Below are 524 nucleotides of genomic sequence, written 5' to 3'. Positions count from 1 at the left end.
TTTTCAATAATAGGTATCTTATCATTATCTATATTCACTTCGATTATGCATCATGTACCAACAATTATTGAAGGTGATTCACTACTTATTACTGTAGTTGGTGGAGTTGTTATTGGATTAGGCATGGGTCTTGCCCTTAGAAATGGTGGGGCATTAGATGGTATAGATATGTTAGCCGTTTTATTATCTAGAAAGTTACCTTTCGGAACAAGTGATTTAATTTTATTTCTCAATACATTCGTATTTATACTTGTTTCTACTGTTTTTGGCTTTAAAGGTGCCATTTTATCAGCGCTCGCATATTTTATTGCTTCAAAAGTTATACATATTATTGAAGAAGGACTAAGTGGTTCGAAAACGTTTAAAATTATTACAAAAGATTATGACATTATGAATAAAGAAATTAAAGAAAGACTGGGAAGGTATTGCACATTTACAAAAGTGACTATTGATGAAGAAAATAATTCATTTGTAGAAATTTCTTGTGTTATTAATAAACTCGAAGAACAAAAACTTAAAGAAAT

1 protein-coding gene is annotated in these 524 nt (G+C 29.4%); it reads left to right on the top strand.

What is annotated here, in order from left to right; all coding sequences use genetic code 11:
• Positions 1–45: 45 nt before the first annotated feature.
• The coding region (locus IE142_RS40435; protein WP_229831322.1) for a YitT family protein at positions 46–524 on the top strand (479 nt) is incomplete at its 3' end.

The organism is Streptomyces mutabilis (genome assembly GCF_014649815.1).
Lineage (GTDB): Bacteria > Actinomycetota > Actinomycetes > Streptomycetales > Streptomycetaceae > Streptomyces > Streptomyces mutabilis.
Note: the sequence above shows the minus strand (reverse complement) of the source record. Positions and strands in the feature narration are given on the sequence as shown.